Origin of the sequence: Aquirufa sp. (genome assembly GCF_044239315.1) — a bacterium.
Lineage (GTDB): Bacteria > Bacteroidota > Bacteroidia > Cytophagales > Spirosomataceae > Aquirufa.
On record NZ_JBIIBQ010000019.1, the window covers coordinates 14,587 to 30,787 of the forward strand.

At 43.2% G+C, this 16,201-nt stretch carries 17 protein-coding genes; 14 read left to right on the forward strand and 3 right to left on the reverse strand.

The genetic code is table 11. The annotated features are described in order from the left end of the window. Positions 1 to 62 precede the first annotated feature (62 nt). Genes ACILP5_RS08010 through ACILP5_RS08040 form a run of 7 tightly spaced genes read left to right on the forward strand, consistent with a single transcriptional unit; the run spans position 63 to position 6,111 of the window. Positions 63 to 731 carry a heme exporter protein CcmB gene (locus ACILP5_RS08010; RefSeq protein WP_395618136.1) on the forward strand — a complete coding sequence of 223 codons (669 nt, stop codon included), beginning with the start codon at positions 63 to 65 and terminating at the stop codon, positions 729 to 731. Then, positions 719 to 1,387, forward strand: a complete 669-nt coding sequence (ccsA, locus tag ACILP5_RS08015) for a cytochrome c biogenesis protein CcsA (RefSeq protein ID WP_395618137.1) — start codon at positions 719 to 721, stop codon at positions 1,385 to 1,387. The genes ACILP5_RS08010 and ccsA (ACILP5_RS08015) overlap by 13 nt, the downstream gene beginning before the upstream one ends. Beyond that, on the forward strand, positions 1,387 to 1,593 hold the full coding sequence (locus ACILP5_RS08020; protein WP_395618138.1) for a CcmD family protein: 207 nt from the start codon (positions 1,387 to 1,389) through the stop codon (positions 1,591 to 1,593). Before ccsA (ACILP5_RS08015) ends, ACILP5_RS08020 begins: the two co-directional genes overlap by 1 nt. Then, a complete protein-coding gene (locus tag ACILP5_RS08025) occupies positions 1,590 to 2,033 on the forward strand; it encodes a cytochrome c maturation protein CcmE (RefSeq protein ID WP_395618139.1) in 444 nt (147 codons plus the stop codon). Before ACILP5_RS08020 ends, ACILP5_RS08025 begins: the two co-directional genes overlap by 4 nt. A 2-nt stretch (positions 2,034 to 2,035) precedes the next feature. Beyond that, complete coding sequence (gene ccsA / locus ACILP5_RS08030; protein ID WP_395618140.1) at positions 2,036 to 4,585, forward strand: cytochrome c biogenesis protein CcsA; 2,550 nt, start codon at positions 2,036 to 2,038, stop codon at positions 4,583 to 4,585. A gap of 1 nt (position 4,586) precedes the next feature. Continuing rightward, positions 4,587 to 4,805 (forward strand): hypothetical protein, encoded by a 219-nt coding sequence (locus tag ACILP5_RS08035; protein ID WP_395618141.1) that lies wholly within the window; start codon positions 4,587 to 4,589, stop codon positions 4,803 to 4,805. Next, a complete protein-coding gene (locus ACILP5_RS08040) occupies positions 4,792 to 6,111 on the forward strand; it encodes a hemolysin family protein (protein ID WP_395618142.1) in 1,320 nt (439 codons plus the stop codon). Before ACILP5_RS08035 ends, ACILP5_RS08040 begins: the two co-directional genes overlap by 14 nt. Here ACILP5_RS08040 and ACILP5_RS08045 read toward each other — a convergent pair. Both ACILP5_RS08045 and ACILP5_RS08050 read right to left on the reverse strand, forming a co-directional pair. After that, positions 6,100 to 7,188, reverse strand: a complete 1,089-nt coding sequence (locus ACILP5_RS08045) for a chorismate-binding protein (RefSeq protein ID WP_395618143.1) — start codon at positions 7,186 to 7,188, stop codon at positions 6,100 to 6,102. The genes ACILP5_RS08040 and ACILP5_RS08045 overlap by 12 nt on opposite strands. Next, the gene (locus ACILP5_RS08050) at positions 7,185 to 7,607 is read right to left on the reverse strand and encodes a hotdog fold thioesterase (protein ID WP_395618144.1); all 423 of its coding nucleotides are present in this window, start codon (positions 7,605 to 7,607) and stop codon (positions 7,185 to 7,187) included. The genes ACILP5_RS08045 and ACILP5_RS08050 overlap by 4 nt, the downstream gene beginning before the upstream one ends. A 45-nt stretch (positions 7,608 to 7,652) precedes the next feature. Between ACILP5_RS08050 and ACILP5_RS08055 the strand changes: the two genes are divergently transcribed. The 3 genes from ACILP5_RS08055 to ACILP5_RS08065 are packed head-to-tail and all read left to right on the forward strand — an operon-like array spanning position 7,653 to position 10,097. After that, a complete protein-coding gene (locus ACILP5_RS08055) occupies positions 7,653 to 8,306 on the forward strand; it encodes a histidine phosphatase family protein (RefSeq protein WP_395618145.1) in 654 nt (217 codons plus the stop codon). 1 nt (position 8,307) lies between these two features. After that, positions 8,308 to 9,354 carry a sensor histidine kinase gene (locus tag ACILP5_RS08060; RefSeq protein WP_395618146.1) on the forward strand — a complete coding sequence of 349 codons (1,047 nt, stop codon included), beginning with the start codon at positions 8,308 to 8,310 and terminating at the stop codon, positions 9,352 to 9,354. 5 nt (positions 9,355 to 9,359) lie between these two features. Next, positions 9,360 to 10,097 carry a LytR/AlgR family response regulator transcription factor gene (locus ACILP5_RS08065; RefSeq protein ID WP_395618147.1) on the forward strand — a complete coding sequence of 246 codons (738 nt, stop codon included), beginning with the start codon at positions 9,360 to 9,362 and terminating at the stop codon, positions 10,095 to 10,097. On the opposite strand, the gene ACILP5_RS08070 is transcribed toward ACILP5_RS08065, so the two are convergent. Then, positions 10,075 to 11,145: an AI-2E family transporter gene (locus ACILP5_RS08070; RefSeq protein ID WP_395618148.1), complete on the reverse strand. Its 1,071-nt coding sequence runs from the start codon at positions 11,143 to 11,145 to the stop codon at positions 10,075 to 10,077. The genes ACILP5_RS08065 and ACILP5_RS08070 overlap by 23 nt on opposite strands. A gap of 67 nt (positions 11,146 to 11,212) precedes the next feature. On the opposite strand from ACILP5_RS08070, the gene ACILP5_RS08075 reads away from it, so the two are divergent. Genes ACILP5_RS08075 through ACILP5_RS08090 form a run of 4 tightly spaced genes read left to right on the forward strand, consistent with a single transcriptional unit; the run spans position 11,213 to position 16,191 of the window. Then, positions 11,213 to 11,914, forward strand: a complete 702-nt coding sequence (locus tag ACILP5_RS08075; RefSeq protein ID WP_395618149.1) for a response regulator transcription factor — start codon at positions 11,213 to 11,215, stop codon at positions 11,912 to 11,914. A 30-nt stretch (positions 11,915 to 11,944) separates the two neighbouring features. Next, positions 11,945 to 13,438: a glycoside hydrolase family 10 protein gene (locus ACILP5_RS08080; protein WP_395618150.1), complete on the forward strand. Its 1,494-nt coding sequence runs from the start codon at positions 11,945 to 11,947 to the stop codon at positions 13,436 to 13,438. Position 13,439: 1 nt separating this feature from the next. Further along, on the forward strand, positions 13,440 to 14,486 hold the full coding sequence (locus ACILP5_RS08085) for a 2Fe-2S iron-sulfur cluster-binding protein (protein ID WP_395618151.1): 1,047 nt from the start codon (positions 13,440 to 13,442) through the stop codon (positions 14,484 to 14,486). A gap of 1 nt (position 14,487) precedes the next feature. Then, positions 14,488 to 16,191, forward strand: a complete 1,704-nt coding sequence (locus ACILP5_RS08090; protein WP_395618152.1) for a M3 family oligoendopeptidase — start codon at positions 14,488 to 14,490, stop codon at positions 16,189 to 16,191. The last annotated feature ends 10 nt before the right edge of the window (positions 16,192 to 16,201 follow it).

Sequence of the window (16,201 nt, forward strand, 5' to 3'; positions counted from 1 at the left end):
ACTAAGTATTTCTGAGCTAAAAAATGATACAAATAGTTTTTTCTGTCGTAAATTGCAGGTTCATGGCCTTAACTGAAATTTTCGTGTTGATTCGCAAAGAAATGCAATTAGAGTGGCGCAATAAATATGCGATCCACGGTCTAGTGCTGTACTTAGCCGCGACTATTTTCATCTGTTATTTGTCCTTCAAAGCGAAACAACAATCGATCCATCCGATTATGTGGAATACGTTGTTTTGGATCATCTTACTTTTCTCTGCCGTGAATGCGGTAGGCAAGAGTTTCACGCAAGAATCAGCGAATCGAAATATCTTTTATTATACGTTTGCCAAGCCAGAATCGGTCATTTTTAGCAAAATCATCTACAATACGTTGGTGATGCTGGGGGTGTCTTTCATCGGTATTTTCTTTTATTCTTGGGTGATGGGTAATCCTGTTGGCAACATGCCGCTCTATCTCCTATCGCTGGTTTTAGGAGCAATCGGTTTTGCTTCAACCCTTTCATTGGTGGCAGGAATTGCCGCTCAGGGAGAGAATTCAGCCACTTTGATGGCAGTGATGAGCTTTCCTTTGCTCATTCCCTTGTTGTTGTTATTATTAAAATTGTCCAAAAGTGCCCTAGACGGAATTTCACTAGCAGAGAACTGGGATGAGATCGCTATTTTAGGAGCGCTAGATATCATTGTTATTGTATTTTCTGGGATCTTATTCCCTTACATATGGAAACATTAAAACGCCAATATTGGAAGATTTTGTCGATCATTTTATTGATTTACACGGTCTATGCCGGGTTAAACGGAGAGGTGCCGCGTCAACCTATTTTGAACGAGACGATTCGCAATCTGTATTTTCACGTGACCATGTGGTTCAGCATGATTTTCCTTTTAGGGACATCGGTGTATCATTCCATTCAATACCTGCGTAAATCTGATCTGAAATCAGACCTGATTTCGAGCACCTATGTGGAAGTTGGAATGGTGTTTGCGATCTTAGGCTTAATTACGGGGAGTGTTTGGGCGAAATTTACTTGGGGAGATTGGTGGACAAATGACCCGAAACTAAATTCAGTCGCTATTGGTTTACTTATTTACCTAGCCTATTCGCTAGTTAGATCATCGATGCCAGATGAGATGCAGAAAGCGCGAATTTCGTCGGTTTACAACATCTTTGCTTTCGTGATCTTCATGGTATTGATTTGGATTTTGCCACGCATGACAGATTCCTTGCACCCTGGAAACGGCGGAAACCCCGCTTTTTCGAAGATGGACTTAGATAACCGGATGCGCCTGGTCTTTTATCCTGCGATTGTCGGTTGGACATTACTAGGTTATTGGATTGCGCAAATCCGCATTCGAATTAAGAATTTAGAACAACAAAACGAGTTATAATGAAAGCATTCCTTTTATTCTTATTCAGTCTTACTGCTTTTACGGCTAGTGCACAAGCTAGCGACATCGAGATGGCAGATCAATTCCGCGCTGACGGAAAAATCTATGTAGTGATTGCGGTGATTAGCGTCGTGCTGATCGGATTATTTGCTTATTTATTCCGTTTAGAAAGTAAAGTTTCAGCCTTAGAAAAACGCAACAAATGAAAAAGACACACATCATCGGATTGATATTAATTGCGGTTGCCATCGGAATCATTATGATTACGACGGGGGATGCGAGCACCTATGTGGGTTTTGATGAGGCAGAAAGCATTTCTCAGCAAGATCCGAATCAGAAAGTACACGTGGTGGGAACTTTAAGAAAAGATGCTGCAGGTAAAATTGTAGGATTAAATTACAATCCTGCCGTTGATGCCAATCACTTGGAATTTCTAGTTCAAGACAGTTTAGGACGCGAGAATCAAGTAGTCTATGCAGCGCCAAAGCCTCAAGACTTTGAGAAATCCGAGAAGATTGTTTTAGTGGGCAGTATGCATTCCGATAAGGTATTCTACTGCGATAAAATTCTATTAAAGTGCCCTTCCAAGTACCAAGAAGGTGAAATTTCAGCAGACTCCATTGCCTCAGTAGCGGTAAAAAATTAAATATGATACACGAAACCATCGGTTCGGTTGGACATTTATTTGTCATTATTTCCTTCGTAACGGCGCTTCTAGCGACGTTTGCGTATTTCAAATCAGCTCAATCCACGAACGAATTAGAGAATGATTGGAAATTAACGGCACGCGTGTTGTTTGGGCTGCATTTGATATCAGTGATTGTAGTGGCGGGCAGCCTCTTCGTCATTATTTATAACCACTATTTCGAGTACCATTACGCCTTCACGCACTCCTCGTTGCAATTGCCTACGATGTTTATGATCTCCTGTTATTGGGAGGGCCAAGAGGGTTCGTTTTTGTTGTGGATCTTCTGGCAAGCGATTTTAGGTCTGTTATTGATGATCAAAAATCCGAAATGGGAGTCGCCTGTGATGACGGTTTTTGCGCTTGTGCAGACGTTTTTAACCTCGATGATCTTGGGCGTCATTATCCCTTGGATCGACTTGAAAATCGGCTCTTCTCCGTTCTTATTATTGCGTGAGGCACAGCCAGATCTTCCGGTTTGGAGTATGCAGCCGAATTTTATTCCTAAAGACGGACGTGGATTAAATCCTCTTTTACAAAACTATTGGATGGTGATTCACCCGCCTACCTTGTTCTTAGGTTTTGCCTTGACGCTCGTTCCGTTTGCGTATTTGATCGCTGGATTGTGGAAGAAGAAATTAACGGAATGGGTGCTGCCGGCCTTGCCTTGGGCGCTTTTTGCCGCAGGGGTACTAGGAATTGGTATCATGATGGGTGCTTATTGGGCCTATGAGACCTTGAATTTTGGGGGATATTGGAACTGGGATCCGGTGGAGAATGCCTCGTTTGTGCCTTGGTTAGTTTTGTTAGGTGCCATCCATACGATGATCGCACACAAAACATCTAGTTCTGCGCTAAAGACCTCGATTATCTTAGTCATTGCGACCTTCATCTTAGTCTTGTACTCGACCTTCTTGAACCGTTCTGGAATCCTAGGAAATGCTTCTGTGCACTCCTTTACGGATTTGGGCCTTTCTGGCCAGCTCTTATTGTACATGGGAACCTTCCTTTTTGTGGCCATTGCTATGTCCATTTACCGTTGGAAGGATTTGCCTCAGGATACCAAAGAACTAGGGACCTATAACCGCGAGTTTTGGGTATTCGTAGGTGCGGCTATTTTAGGCTTATCTGCCTTCCAATTAACGTTTACGACTTCGATCCCGGTGTACAATAAGATTGCAGAGGCTTTTGGCCTTCTCTCTAATATCGCGTTACCGGCTGATCAGGCAGAACATTATAGCAAGATTCAAATTTGGATATTCGTAGCCGTTGCTATTTTGAGTGGCATCGGTCAATATGTGTGGTGGGGAAAAATCAAGCAAAGCACGAGCTTCAAGCCTTTGATCAATCCGGCTTTGATGGCGACATTTTTGAGTGTCGTGTTCATCAACATTGGTAAGATTTACACGATCCCCTACATCATCTTATTGTGGAGTGGATTATTCGCTGTTTTCGCGAACTTCAAAATCCTTTGGTTCCTCATCCGTGAAAAGTTCTCATTGGTAGGTGGTGCAGTGGCACACGTCGGTTTAGCGATCATGTTGATCGGTATTTTATTCTCAGCAGGTTATTCCAAAGTCGTATCGTTAAACCGCTCCGGCTTCGCGATTAGCACGAAAGTGGAGGAATTCACGAAGGATAACAACAAAGAAAACAAGGAAAACTTACCGCTTTGGCTAGGTCAAGGCGCCCAAATGCAGGATTACTTAGTAACATACAAAGGTCGCCGGATCGAGGTTCGGGGTCAAAAGGGTTATTTCAATAAGAACGATTTTGAGATTATTGAGGGGGATTTCCACGCGGTGGCTTTGAAAAACATCATCCGGGATAGTGTAAAAATCGCTAGCAAAGGGGACACCGTGACGGTGGAACCAGAGAATACCTATTACGAATTAGAATTTAAGAACGAGGAAGGTAAAGCCGTTTCTCTATTCCCGAGATGGCAAGTAAATCCGAAAATGGGAACCGCTATTTCCCCTGATGTGAAGCATGCCTGGAACCACGACATTTACACCTACGTTTCACTAGATCCACGTCTAGCGGCAGAAGCCGGCTCAGAAAAACAGTGGTCTCAAACGGAGGAGCAAACGGTTACGACAGGAGATACCTTGTTCATTAACGACTTCGTGGCCATTCTGAAAGAGGTAAACCGCGTGACGAATGTCGATGGAGTTGAATTAGGCGCAAATGATGCCGCGGTTCAAGCGAACTTCCAAGTATTAGGCAAGAACTCACAACAGTTTACGCTGAGCCCTATTTTCGTCATCAAAGGAGGAATGGTCGCCATGCCTGCTTTTGAAAGTGAAGAAACTGGAATTAAGATTAAATTTACTGGCATTAACCCACAATCACAGGAATTTGGGTTTGCGTGGAATACGACGCAACAAGAATTAATCGTCGTGAAAGCCTTGGAAAAACCCTATATCAACTTAGTGTGGATCGGATCTATCCTCGTGTTTATCGGTTTGTTTATAGCCACCTATCGACGCTTAAAACCTGCTATCGCTGCCTAATATGGGAAAGAAAGAAATCTTAAGTTTAGCTGCGGCCATCGGATTTATCCTCATCTGGATCATCGACTTGAATAGCCCGACACCTGCAGAGTTGAAGGGGCAGTTTTGGGCAGGAATATTTTATCATTATGGCTGGTTAATGTATGGGGTAGCTTGCTTGTTCTACTACCAATACGCGAAGAACGAACGCATTAAGAAAGAAAAAGATGACAGAAAGTAATATCAGTTTAGATAATGCCCAAATCATCGGGATCGTCGCATCGATGGTTTTCTCCGCCTTCTTTTCTGGAGTCGAGATGGCCTTCGTTTCTTCGAATAAATTATACTTCGAACTGAAGGCTAAACAGGATATCCTGAGCGCAAAAATCATTGCCAACTTCAACCAACATCCGTCTCGATTCATTGGAACGATGCTAATCGGCAATACCCTTTCCCTAGTGGCCTATGGTATTTTTATGGAGGAATTTTTGCACCACGTGGTGTTGCATTTCCTGTCTATCAATGAGATTTTGGCGCGTTTGATTGCCACGATTGTAGCAACCATCTTGATTTTGATGACATCAGAATTCACGCCTAAAAGTGTCTTCTTGATTAACCCAGATGCCATTTTAGAGTTTCTTGCCATTCCGATTTGGGTAATATACACCTTGATGTTTCCTTTGGTTTGGGTAACAGTGGGATTATCGAAATGGTTTATCACGAAAGTCTTGCGTTTGAGTTATTCAGAGGAGAAACCGGCCTTCGGTTTAACGGATTTAAATCATTACCTCCAAAATCTGAACCGCAAAGTCTCTACCGAACAGGAAGCCGAAGTAGATCACAAGATTTTCCACAATGCCCTCGAGTTTAAGCAAGTAAAAGTGCGTGATTGCATGATTCCTCGGACGGAAATCACGGCTATCGACCTAGAGGACGGGATCGAAAAACTGAAGGAAGTCTTTTTAGAAAGTGGCCACTCGAAGGTATTAGTTTACAAAGAGACCTTAGAAGAGGTGATTGGTTATTGCCATTCTTTGGCCCTATTTAAAAAACCTAAAGATTTACAATCCATCCTGACCAGCATTCCCATCGTACCAGAGGCGATGCCTGCGAATGATTTAATGATCAAGTTCTCGAAGGAGCGTAAGTCGCTGGCCTTAGTCGTGGACGAATTCGGGTCAACAAGTGGATTAGTGAGTATGGAGGATGTGATGGAACAGATTTTTGGCGAGATTCAAGACGAATACGACGACTCTGAAGACTGGATTGAGAAGCAAATCGATGAAACGACTTTCGTGCTTTCTGGCCGTCACGAGATTGATTATTTGAACGAAAAATACGAATGGAATCTGCCTGAAGGGGATTATGAAACCTTGGGAGGGATGTTAATTAGCTTGTATGAAGATATTCCGCAAGTAAATGAGATGATTACCTTAGCGCCTTTTCAATTCCAAATCTTAACGACGACTGACGCTAGAATTGATACGGTTAAAGTACTGATAACCGGCAAGATTACTCCAGCTCCCTCTTCGGAATTACTGCATTAATACCCGCTGAAGGGTCTGACATTTCATCTGAGTTTCCTGCCATTCCTTTTCCGGATCAGAATCTTCCGTGATGCCACAACCGGCATAGAATACTGCGTGATTTTCCTTGATTTCCACGGTTCGCAAATTCACAAATAAATACGTGGCGTTCATCAAATTAACTGGCCCTAAATAGCCAGAATACATCGAACGATCGTGTCTTTCTGTCGCTGAAATAAAATCAATTGCCTCCTGCTTAGGTGTACCACAAACCGCGGAGGTGGGATGCAATAAGCCTAACATCAAACCTGGCAATTGCGGAAAATCCATTGCCTTCGTTTCGACAATATAATCCGTTTTAAGGTGCAATAGATTTCCGGTAGAGATCGTCTTAGGCCCTATTTCTGTGTATTCTCGCAAGCGAATCTTTTTGAAACAATCGATAATGTAGCGACTGACGAAGGCTTGCTCTTCGATCTCTTTTTGAGACCAGCGCGCCTGCGAAGGAGATATCGGTAACCCGTCTAGGTCTACTCCAGATTGTGTGCCGGCTAAAGAAATCGTTCGAAAAATCCCCTCCTCATTTTGTTCGACCAAAATTTCCGGGGTCGCACACATCCAAACTCCTTCAAGCGCTGGAATATACAGGGCACATACAAAAGCATTGGGATAGGCGGAAGCTAAATCTTCCAAAGCCTTCATGACATTAAAATCAGCCGGCAACTCTTTTTCATCCGTTCGGGATACAACCACTTTCTGCAAAGGCCCTTGTTTGATGGCTTCAATCGCTTGAGCCACCCAGGTCATAAATTCACTTTTCTTGGCTGTATTTTCGGCAGGTGCTGTATATGCTGTGGTAGTTTCAGCTAGCTGAATGGGGAAAGTGGTTAATGAATCTGCTCGCAGAAAATAAGGTAGACCGATGAAGGGAGCGGCTAAAAATCCAGCAGACAATTCACTTAAATTCCACCCTTCCGCTAGTGTAGATCCCCCAGAAAAATCTTGCAAAAGAAAAGCCTCATTCCCCTGCGGCAAGCGCCAGGTTGCTATCGCTGCCCCTCTAGCTATTCCCTCCTCCCACGCTAATCCTTGTTTCATTTTATCGGTATAATCGCTACCGTTAAACGGCTCGCACAAATCAAATTTTCTTCTTCGTCGTGAATTTTAATCTCATAAACATGTAAAGTGCGACCGATGCGCAATGGCACACAAGTACCTATTACGTAGCCACCTCGAGCAGACTTTAAATGGTTCGCATTGATCTCAACCCCTACTCCCGTTTCCTTCATGGGATCTTTCAAAGCTAAAACCACGGCAGTACTTCCGATGGTTTCTGCTAAAACGACAGATGCTCCCCCATGTAACAAACCTAAAGGCTGTTTTGTTCGGTGGTCGACAGGCATTTTTGCCTTAATATATCCAGCTTGAACTTCAATAAACTCAATCCCCAGATGTTCGATCATATTGCCTTTTGACATCGAATTCAATGTCTCCAGCGAGATGGAAGTATTAAACATATATTTCGTAATTTTGGCTAAAATTCGGAATAAAATACGATTAATATGCAAGCTCGGCCTGATTTAGTGAAAGATATTTACCTGATTCGCCATGGCGAAACGGAATACAATCGCAAGGGGGTCGTGCAAGGCAGTGGGATAGATGCAGATTTAAATGCATTAGGCCAAAGACAAGCAGAAGCCTTCTTCGCGCACTACCAAGATCTTCCGATTGATAAAATTTATACTTCAGCGCTGAAAAGAACACATCAATCCGTCAAAGGCTTTATCGAAAAAGGCTTGCCTTGGGAGCAGCACGAAGGTTTAAATGAGATTTCCTGGGGAAGTAAAGAAGGAAAGTCGCCTAATACAGAGGACGATTTATATTATAAAAATTTAACAAAAACTTGGAGAGAGGGCCATATTCACGTGCAGTCTGATCAGGGAGAAAGCCCGGTGGAAGTGTTAGAGCGTCAAAAACCAGTTGTCAACCTCCTTCTTTCCAGACCAGAGGAAAAGTCCATATTAATCGCGATGCATGGTCGTGCGATGCGGGTTTTACTCACCCACTTATTCAACGCACCTTTACATCATATGGACAACTATGCACACCAAAACCTGTGCCTATACCATATACAATACGATTATAGCGCAAAAGAATTTCGCCTGGTAAAAGGCAATTGCATCATCCATCTAGCCGACTTACCGGAGTCCATGTAATATGCTGAGAAAACACATGTATTGGGTTTTGACTTTAAGCGGTTGGTTCGCCTGGATGCTTAACGAGGCGGTTCTTTACACGAATCAATATGGCTGGCATTGGGCTTGGTTGTATGCATCCATCGCAAATATCTCCTTGGCGATACTATTAACCCATCAATATAAGCACATTACGAAACGCTATGCATGGCAGGATTTACCGCTCATCCAGATGATACGTAACCATTTTTTTGCCCTTTGCTTCATGGCAACTTGCTTGGTTGCGCTCAATTTACCTATCGATCAATACTTGTTGGGGGAGAATTTTGAGGTCCAAATTAGTCCCTTCATCATCACCCAGTACCTATTCAACTTTATGAAGCCGCTAGCAATTTGGATGTTGATCTATTTCTTCTTTCAATATTCGAAAAAACAACTCGAGATGGAAAGGGAGAATAATCAATTAGAACGCGCTATTCAAGAGACAGAGGGGAAAGTATTGCGAGCACAAATGAATCCTCATTTCGTCTTTAATGCCCTAAACAGTATTCGTGCGTTAATTACGGAAGATCCGTCGAAGGCCAAAAAAGGAATCAATCAACTCTCTAAACTTCTTCGAAGTTCTTTATTAACTGAACGAAAGAAGACAATCTCCATCGCAGAAGAATTAGATACCATTTTGGACTATTTACATTTGGAAAAAATCCGCTACGAGGAACGCCTTACCTGGAAAATCGACGTCTCTAAAGAAATTCACCAAGCACAAATACCTCCCATGTTATTACAAACCTTAGTGGAAAATGCGATCAAACACGGGATCGCACATTCCGCGAAAGAAGGTTTAATCCAAATCACAGGAGAGATGGCTTCAGAAATGATTCATTTACAAGTTATTAATCCAGGACATTTAAAAGATAAAGAGGAATCAACCGGAATTGGATTAGTCAACTCCCAAAACCGCCTTTCCTTATTGTTTGGGGAGACCGCTCATATTGACTTAAAGCCTTTGGACAAAAATCGCGTACTTGCTTCTGTAACGATTCCTTATCTTGTTGAAACAATAGCCTAATTCCCATGAGAGCCATCATCGTAGACGACGAACGCCTAGCCAGAAATGAACTGAAACGTTTATTAGAAAATTTCCCATCCATCGAAGTCGTGGGCGAGGCATCGAATACCGAAGAAGCTAGCCAGTTGATCGAGGAATTGCAGCCAGATGTGGCATTTTTAGACATACAGATGCCTGGTAAAACAGGTTTTGAGTGGTTAGAAGAATGGGATGGCTTTCTCCCGGAGATCATCTTCACGACGGCTTTTGATGAATATGCGTTGAAGGCATTCGAGGTGAACGCTTTGGATTACGTATTAAAACCCATCGAATTAGCGCGTTTAAGTGAAAGCATTCAGAAATTAGAATCTCGTTTTCAGCGACCTACACGAACAGAAAAATCGGCGACTACTAACCATGTTTTAGGAGGAAATGATCAAATATTCGTGAAAGACGGGGAGAAATGTTGGTTCGTACGTCTGGACCGTGTTCGCTTATGTGAATCGATGGGTAATTATGTACGTTTGTTTTTTGACGACCAAAAACCTCTCGTACTAAAATCCCTCAATTCTTTAGAGGAACGCTTAGATCCGAAATTATTCTTCCGTTGCAACCGTAAACACATTGTGAACTTGAACTTCATTGAGAAGATCGAACCCTGGTTCTCTGGCGGATTGCAGGTGACTTTAAAAGGAGAAAAAGCAGAAAAAATCGAAATCTCGCGTCGTCAATCGATCCGTTTTAAGGAGCTTTTGTCTCTTTAGCTCTGGAAGGAGCCTCACCTAACAAGAATCCATAGGGTTCTAAAGTAGGGACGGAGTCAAAAATTACTTTCATAACGGCCGTCAGCGGAAGGGCTAAAATCAAACCTGGAATTCCCCAGAGCAATTCCCCGCACAACAATGCCAGCATCGCGACCATCGGATTCATACTTACTTTAGAGCCCACCACTAAAGGCGTAATGAAATTAGCTTCAATAAACTGTGCAGCCGCCACCCATGCCACCACAGCTAAGGCGTGCGATGGACTCAGGGTCACTAAGCTTAATAATATGGGTAACAATGCTCCTATCCAAATACCGATGTAGGGAATCAACAACAATATTCCCGTCAAAAACCCAAAAAACACCGGATATTCCACACCAATCCACCAAAAACCGACCGAATTCAACACCCCCACAATCAGCATAACCACTAATAATCCTACTAAATATCCTTGGACCACCGACCCCGTTTTCTCAATCACTTTCGTTAAGACTTCAGCTTCCGTTTTAGGAAAGACTTTTTGCAAAAAGCTTTCAAAGAAATCGCGGTAAAACAAGAAGAAAAAGGTAAATACAGGTACTAAAATTAAAGCAGTTATGGCGTGCAAAGCCGTCGAAAACGTAGTGCTAATGATGACACCGGAGTTTTTTAACAAGGCCATCAACTCACTACTTAACTCCAGCATTTGCTTCCGACGTGAGATATTGAAATTAGCAGAAATAAAGGATTGCAAGCTAGATATCCACTTTTCAGCTTTTTTTGCAAAGAGAGGAAACTCAGATGAGAATTCCATAATTTGTACTCCTGCCACAAAGAGCAAAGTAGAAATAAGTGCGAAGGTTAAAAGGATAGCGATGAAGATGGCAAGAGATCGGGGAAAACCTTTGGCCTCCATCCACTTACTCGCAGGCAATAGCAAAAGAGACAAGACGAGAGCGAAAGAAAGCAAAATCAATAGGTCTTGTAATAAATAAGCCGCAGCAATAATCAAGGCCATCGACAAGAGGGAACTCGATAATCTAGACGAGTAAGCAATGTGGTTTGACATATTTAATAAATTAACAATTCCATAACATACATCTTTCTATATTTGTCAGGTAATCCTTTGAACAATTATGGCAACAGCTTCTAAAGCATACAAAATTCTACTCGTAGATGATGATGTAGACATTTTGGAGTTATTGGAATACAATTTACTAAAAGAAAACTTTCTTTTAGCAAAAGCGACGAATGGAAAAGAAGCTATTGCAGCGGCGAAATCCTTCCAACCCCATTTAATCATCATGGATGTGATGATGCCAGAGATGGATGGCATCGAGGCAGCTCGTCAAATCAAATCAAATCCCGAATTCAAAAACACCCTCATTCTGTTCCTAACAGCACGAGGTGAAGAGTATACTGAAATAGCCGCCTTTGAGAGCGGAGCCACTGATTACGTGGTAAAACCCATCAAATTGCGTGCTTTAATCAGCCGAATTAATGCGTTACTAACGCGCGAAGCAGCTGTTCCTGAATCGAAAAACGACGTTATTTCTATTGGCGATTTGGTTATCGACCGCGTGCAATATGCCGCGACATTCCAAGGCCGCGCCTTGATTTTACCTAAAAAGGAATTTGAATTACTTTCATTCCTAGCAAAAAATCCGAACAAGGTGTTTAACCGAGATGAGTTATTGGAGAAGGTTTGGGGGTCAGATGTTTTCGTCGTGGAACGTACCGTGGATGTGCATATTCGCAAATTGCGCGAGAAAATCCCCGAATATTACATCAAAACGTTAAAGGGAGTAGGCTATTTATTTTCAATCGAGAAGGCCTAATTGCCCATTTTTAGGTAAATTGCATCCCGAATGATGCGCCTAATTTCAATCCTTGTTTTTTGTCTTTTTTCTACCTGTGTTTTAGCTCAGGGGCCTAAACGCGAGTTGAGGGGAGTTTGGGTGGCGACCGTCCAAAACATCGATTGGCCCAGTCCACGCAATTACGACGGGGCAAAACAAAAATCCGAATTTATCGAGCTAGTGAATTCCCACCAGAAAACGGGAATCAACGCACTTTTTGTACAAGTCAGAACCGCTTCAGATGCGCTCTACGCGAAAAGTGCGGAACCCTGGACGACTTACCTGTCTGGAAAACAAGGGAAGGCGCCTAGTCCCTATTACGATCCTTTGGAATTCATGATTGATCAGACCCACGCAAGAGGTATGGAATTTCATGCGTGGTTAAACTTGAATCGTGCCACCATGTCGTCGCGGTCACTTTTAAGTTCTGAGCACGTGGCTAGAAAACATCCAGAATGGCTTTTATCGTATAATGGGCAGTTATTATTCGATTTTGGGATGCCGGCCGCACGTCACTACATCGCAGGCTTAGTGCGGAACATCATCTTGAATTACGACGTGGATGGAATTCACTTTGATGATTATTTCTATCCGTATCCCGATCCAAAATCAAAATTAAATGATGAAGAAACGTACTTGCAGTACCGGCATGCTGGCGAGTCTAAGGCAGACTGGAGACGACGAAATACGAGTGCCTTGATTCAGGAAATATCGGAGACTATTCGGAAGACGAATCCAAAGATTAAATTTGGAATTAGTCCTTTTGGGATTTGGCGACATAAAACGTCTGATCCAGTGAATGGCATGCCTACCGTGAAGGGCTTGCAATCCTATGATGATTTATATGCGGATACGGATCATTGGCTGAAACAAGGCTGGTTAGATTATATCGCGCCCCAATTGTATTGGGATACAGCACATCGGGTGGCGCCTTTTAAGCCTTTAGCAGAATGGTGGAATGCGCATTCGTATGGAAAACCGGTCTATTTTGGGATGGCGTCCTATCATTTAGGGGATGTTTGGACAAATAAGGAGATGAAAAAACAGGTGGAGATTAGCCGAAACATGTCTCAAGGCGCAGGATTGATTTTTTATAGCTCGACTTCTTTGACTAAAAATAAGAAAGCATTCCGAGACACCCTTCGCTCGAATTATTTCGCTCATCCCGCTTTACTACCTACCACACCCTGGCTAGATAGTATTGCCCCTCACGCCCCTACACAAGTGTTTTTGACAACAAATAAACTGAAATGGCAGGCTGGAGAGGAATCCGATGATGGTGATCCAGTTTCCTATTATGTGGTCTACCGAATTCCGAAGCAAGACAAAAAATACCTGGAAGACCCAAGCAATATCGTATACAAGGGTAAAGCAAATGAATTAATTTTAGAACAAGATGACCTTAAACCGGGTTATGGATTTACAGTGACAGCCTTCGATAGACTGCACAACGAAAGCAGACCGAGTGCCATAGCTTGGATTAAACCCGTTAGCAGCGATTAATATGCATTTAAAAATTAAAGAAATCACCGACGAAACGATCGACACGAAGACGATCCATTTTTGGCAGCCCATTCACGATGCTTTGCATTATCTATCGGGTCAATTTTTAACCGTCATTCCCGAGATCGAAGGTAAAAAAGTCCGCAGAAGTTATAGTTTATCTTCTTCTTCCAAGACCGATATGTCTCCGGCGATCACCGTAAAACGTATCGAGGGTGGCTTAGTATCTAATTTTTTATGTGATACCCTTCAGGTGGGTGACAGCTTAGAGGTGCTCGAACCGATGGGAAATTTTTCCGTGGAACCCGATTCTACTGCTTCTAAAAACTACGTGTTCGTGGGAGCTGGATCTGGCATTACACCCTTGCTATCGATGATCAAAACGATCCTACACGGTGAGCCTTTATCAAAGATTCACCTAATTTATGGCTCTCGTCATGAAGACCAAATCATCTTCAAAAAAGTATTGGACTCATTAGAGAGCGTGCACACTGATCGCTTGAAAGTATTGCATGTCATCTCTCAACCTGCAGTTAATTGGCCAGGCTTAAAAGGTCGAATTAACCAAGCCTCCATCGTGTATTATTTAAAGCAGGAATTAGGACTGGACATCGCGTCTGCTCACTATTATTTGTGCGGACCGCAAGGGATGATGACAGAGGTACAATCGTCTTTAGCGATGTTTGATGTGCCGACGGGTCAGATTCACCAAGAATCTTTTGGGGTGGTGGCCAGTGAAGCCATGGAGCAAGCGGAAGAGGATGGGTCATTGCAAACCCAAGAAGTGACCCTGATTTACGAGGGGAAAGAACATAAAATTACCGTTCAACCAAGCGAAACTATTTTAGAAGCCGCATTAGAGGCTGATATTGATATCCCTTATTCCTGCCAAGCAGGAATGTGCACGGCTTGTATGGGCCTTTGTTCTAACGGAAAAGTGGGAATGGACGAGGAAGACGGCTTAACCCCGGGCGAAATCGCGAAAGGCTATATTTTAACCTGCGTGGCGCATCCATTGAGCGCTGGGGTGGTGATTGACTTAGATTAATATGAGAAATAGAACATTTTTGCCGGCAGATTTTCAGTTGAGTACATGGGAATCGGTGTTGCCCTATTTTGAAAAATTGAGCGCGACGGAAATCGCTAGCATTTCTGATTTACGTGCTTTTTGCGCGAATAGATCCGAATTAGAATCCTACCTCTCGGAAAACTTCGCGTGGCGCTACATCAAAATGTCTTGCGATAACCAAAATGAGACTTTGCAAACGAGCTACGCACAGTTTGTCAACGAGATCATGCCGAACGCCTCTGTTTTCGACGACGCGTGGAACAAGAAGGTGATCGAAAGTCCCTTTGTTTCAGAGCTAAAAGAAACGGGCTACCCGGTGATGTTACGCGGCATGAAAAAGGCCATCGAAATCTTCCGCGAAGAGAATATTCCTTTATTCACCGAATTGCAGAATTTAGAAACCAATTACGGAGCCTTAACTGGCGCCTTAATGGTAACAATTAAAGGCGAAGAGAAAACTTTGCAGCAAGCGGGCGCCCTTTTAGAGTCCACTGACCGTGCAGAACGCGAATCAGTCTATCGCACGATGGTGGAGAAACGTTTAAGTATCAAAACGGAGCTGAACGACTTATATACTTCGCTGATCGAAAAGCGCCATCAAGTCGCTCAGAATGCAGATTTCGAAAACTACCGTGACTATGCTTTCGCTAGTTTGGGTCGCTTCGACTACGGTCCGGCGGAATGCTTTGAATTCCATGAGGCGGTGGCTGAAACCGTGGTTCCTTTGTTAAATGAGGCCGCTACGAAGCGCAAGCAAGAAATGGGGATTGATGCCTTGAAGCCTTGGGACAAAGCAGTAGACCCTTTTGGTCGTGGTCCTTTGAAACCTTTTGAAACGGGCGAAGAATTACTAGAGAAAACAATCGAAGTGTTCGACGAGATGGATCCGTTCTTGGGTAATTGCCTGAAGGAAATGGTGACTTTGGATCGCTTCGATTTGGATTCCCGTAAGGGAAAGAACCCGGGCGGATATAATTATCCTTTGGAAGAAACAGGTTACCCGTTCATCTTCATGAATGCGGCGGGAACGGTGCGTGATGTAGTGACTTTGTTACACGAAGGCGGGCACGCGGTGCACAGTATTTTGACCAAAGACCTCGCCTTAAACTCCTTCCGAAATTTCCCTTCTGAGGTGGCTGAATTAGCTTCCATGAGCATGGAATTGATGACTATGGACCTGTGGGGACATTATTTTGCGAATCCGGAGGAAGCAAAAAGAGCGAAGATTAAACACTTGGAAGACATCTTGGAAACCTTACCTTGGGTGGCGACGATCGATGCATTCCAGCACTGGGTGTATGAAAACCCTACACATTCAGTAGCGCAACGGGAAGAGAAGTGGAATGAGATCGTTTCTCGTTTCTCAGATTCGGTGACTGATTGGGATGGATTAGCGGAGGTGCGATCGAATATTTGGCAAAAACAATTGCACCTATTCGAAGTGCCGTTCTACTATATTGAATATGCAATAGCGCAGTTAGGGGCGCTGGCGGTTTGGCGTAATTATTGCCAAAACCCGAAAAAAGCCCTCGAGCAATACATCGCCGCACTTTCTCTTGGCTATACACAGCCGATGAAAACGATTTATGCGACAGCTGGAATCGAATTCAATTTCAGCAAGCCCTATATTCAAGAATTGATGAACTTTTTAGCAGATCAACTTAAAAAATTGGAGGAAAGTTAGGCAAACGAAG

Bases quoted from the DNA above. Each gene is read 5' to 3' on its own strand.
- ACILP5_RS08010 (WP_395618136.1), top strand. From the start codon at position 63: ATGGCCTTAACTGAAATTTTCGTGTTGATTCGCAAAGAAATGCAATTA.
- ccsA (WP_395618137.1), top strand. From the start codon at position 719: ATGGAAACATTAAAACGCCAATATTGGAAGATTTTGTCGATCATTTTA.
- ACILP5_RS08020 (WP_395618138.1), top strand. From the start codon at position 1,387: ATGAAAGCATTCCTTTTATTCTTATTCAGTCTTACTGCTTTTACGGCT.
- ACILP5_RS08025 (WP_395618139.1), top strand. From the start codon at position 1,590: ATGAAAAAGACACACATCATCGGATTGATATTAATTGCGGTTGCCATC.
- ccsA (WP_395618140.1), top strand. From the start codon at position 2,036: ATGATACACGAAACCATCGGTTCGGTTGGACATTTATTTGTCATTATT.
- ACILP5_RS08035 (WP_395618141.1), top strand. From the start codon at position 4,587: ATGGGAAAGAAAGAAATCTTAAGTTTAGCTGCGGCCATCGGATTTATC.
- ACILP5_RS08040 (WP_395618142.1), top strand. From the start codon at position 4,792: ATGACAGAAAGTAATATCAGTTTAGATAATGCCCAAATCATCGGGATC.
- ACILP5_RS08045 (WP_395618143.1), bottom strand. From the start codon at position 7,188: ATGAAACAAGGATTAGCGTGGGAGGAGGGAATAGCTAGAGGGGCAGCG.
- ACILP5_RS08050 (WP_395618144.1), bottom strand. From the start codon at position 7,607: ATGTTTAATACTTCCATCTCGCTGGAGACATTGAATTCGATGTCAAAA.
- ACILP5_RS08055 (WP_395618145.1), top strand. From the start codon at position 7,653: ATGCAAGCTCGGCCTGATTTAGTGAAAGATATTTACCTGATTCGCCAT.
- ACILP5_RS08060 (WP_395618146.1), top strand. From the start codon at position 8,308: ATGCTGAGAAAACACATGTATTGGGTTTTGACTTTAAGCGGTTGGTTC.
- ACILP5_RS08065 (WP_395618147.1), top strand. From the start codon at position 9,360: ATGAGAGCCATCATCGTAGACGACGAACGCCTAGCCAGAAATGAACTG.
- ACILP5_RS08070 (WP_395618148.1), bottom strand. From the start codon at position 11,145: ATGTCAAACCACATTGCTTACTCGTCTAGATTATCGAGTTCCCTCTTG.
- ACILP5_RS08075 (WP_395618149.1), top strand. From the start codon at position 11,213: ATGGCAACAGCTTCTAAAGCATACAAAATTCTACTCGTAGATGATGAT.
- ACILP5_RS08080 (WP_395618150.1), top strand. From the start codon at position 11,945: ATGATGCGCCTAATTTCAATCCTTGTTTTTTGTCTTTTTTCTACCTGT.
- ACILP5_RS08085 (WP_395618151.1), top strand. From the start codon at position 13,440: ATGCATTTAAAAATTAAAGAAATCACCGACGAAACGATCGACACGAAG.
- ACILP5_RS08090 (WP_395618152.1), top strand. From the start codon at position 14,488: ATGAGAAATAGAACATTTTTGCCGGCAGATTTTCAGTTGAGTACATGG.